Raw genomic sequence first — 2,214 nt, 5'->3', positions numbered from 1 at the left:
GATCTGGCAAGCGAGATTCCGTTGCGGGCGAGGCTTTTCTGCACGGGTAGCGATGAGCATGTGTTGGTGGTGGTGGTGCATCATATTGCCGCCGATGGTTGGTCGATCGCGCCGCTGGTGGCCGATTTGGGTGCGGCGTATGCCAGTCGCTGTGCGGGGCAGGCTCCTGGGTGGGCTGAATTGCCGGTGCAGTATGTCGATTACACGTTGTGGCAGCGTGCCCAGTTTGGTGATCTCGATGATCGGGAGAGCCGCATCGGTGAGCAGTTGGCGTATTGGCAGCAGACTTTGGCCGACATGCCTGAGCGGTTGGTCTTGCCCACCGATCGGCCTTATCCGCTGGTTGCTGATCAGCGGGGTGCGACGGTGGCGGTGGAGTGGTCGGCTGAGTTGCAGCAGCGGCTGCGTGCGGTGGCCGGTGAGCATGATGTGACCAGTTTTATGGTGGTGCAGGCTGCGCTTGCGGTGTTGCTGGGCAAGCTCAGCGCGAGTAGCGATGTGGCGGTGGGTTTCCCGATTGCGGGGCGGCGTGATCCTGCGCTGGATGAGTTGGTGGGTTTTTTCGTCAACACGTTGGTGTTGCGGGTGGATTTGGGTGGGGATCCGACTGGTGCGGAGGTGTTGGCGCGGGTACGGGCGCGCGGCCTGGCCGCCTATGACCACCAGGACGTGCCCTTTGAGGTGCTCGTTGAGCGGCTCAACCCGACCCGGAGTCTGGCGTATCACCCGTTGGTGCAGGTGATGTTGGCCTGGCAAAACCTTCCCGGGGTGGGCATGGGTGATGCGGCTGGGTTGGCGTTGGGTGATTTAGAGGTCTCTGAATTGCCGGTGCACACCCGTACTGCGCGTACGGATTTGTCGTTGTCGTTGGCCGAGCGTTGGACCCACGCCGGTGAGCCGGCGGGGATTGGTGGGTCGGTGGAGTTCCGTACCGACGTGTTCGATGCGCAGAGTGTCGAGGTGTTGGTCGGGCGGTTGGAGCGGGTGTTGGAGGTGATGGCGACCGATCCGGGGCGGCGGTTGTCGTCGATCGATGTGCTCGATGCCGGTGAGCGTGTGCGTCTAGATGAGCTCGGTAATCGTGCGGTGTTGTCTCGGCCGGTGAGCGCGTCGGTGTCGGTTCCGGTGGTGTTCGGCGAGCATGTGGCGCGCGCCCCGGAGGCGGTGGCGATCAGCTTCGAGGGTCGCTCGATGAGTTATCGGGATCTTGATGAGGCGTCGAATCGGTTGGCGCATTTGTTGGTTGGTCGGGGTGTGGGGCCGGGGCAGTGTGTGGCGTTGTTGTTGGAGCGCTCGGCGGGGGCGGTCGTGGCGATGTTGTCGGTGCTCAAGGCGGGGGCGTCGTATCTGCCGATCGATGCCGCGCAGCCTGATGCGCGGATCGAATTCATGCTTGCCGATGCCAGGCCAATGGCGGTGCTCACCACTGCGGGTTTGGTTGATCGGTTGGCTGGTTTTGGGGTTCGGGTCATCGAGGTCGATGATCCTGCGGTGCATGACCAGCCCGGCACCGCCCTGCCGGCGCCGGCCGGCGATGATGTCGCGTATCTGATTTACACCTCGGGTACTACCGGTGTGCCTAAGGGGGTGGCGGTCACTCATCAGAACGTGACGCATTTGGCGGCCTCGTTGCCGAGCGGACTGCCGGCCGAGCAGGTTTGGACGCAGTGTCATTCGTATGCGTTTGACTTTTCGGTGTGGGAGATCTGGGCGGCGCTGCTCGGTGGGGGCCGGTTGGTGGTGGTGCCCGAGCAGGTGGTGGGCTCACCACAGGATTTCCACGATCTGCTGATCAGTGAGCGGGTCAATGTGTTGACCCAAACCCCTTCTGCGGTAGGCGTTTTACCGTCTGAGGGTTTGGAGTCGGTGGCGGTGTTGCTCGGTGGTGAGGCGTGTCCGGTCGAGGTGGTGGATCGGTGGGCGCCCGGGCGGGTGCTGATCAATGCGTATGGCCCCACCGAGGCCACGGTGTATGCGTCGATGAGCGCGCCGTTGTCGGTCGGGGATGCGGTGGTGCCCATTGGTGTGCCGGTATCGACGGCGGCGTTGTTTGTTCTCGATGAGTGGTTGCGCCCGGTGCCGGTCGGGGTGGCCGGCGAGTTGTATGTGGCCGGCCGGGGTGTGGGCGTGGGCTATTGGCGCCGCACGGGCCTTACGGCCTCGCGGTTTGTGGCGTGTCCATTTGGTGGGTCGGGGGCGCGGATGTATCGCACT

1 protein-coding gene is annotated in these 2,214 nt (G+C 64.0%); it reads left to right on the top strand.

The window, feature by feature from the left end; translation table 11 throughout:
* Positions 1–2,214, top strand: a 2,214-nt coding sequence (locus AC5Y30_RS25360) for a non-ribosomal peptide synthetase (protein ID WP_499922037.1), incomplete at both ends; no start/stop codon positions are given.

This window comes from Mycobacterium sp. NGS27, assembly GCF_059813005.1.
The sequence above is the reverse complement of the archived record's forward strand: the minus strand, read 5'-3'. Positions and strand labels throughout refer to the sequence as shown.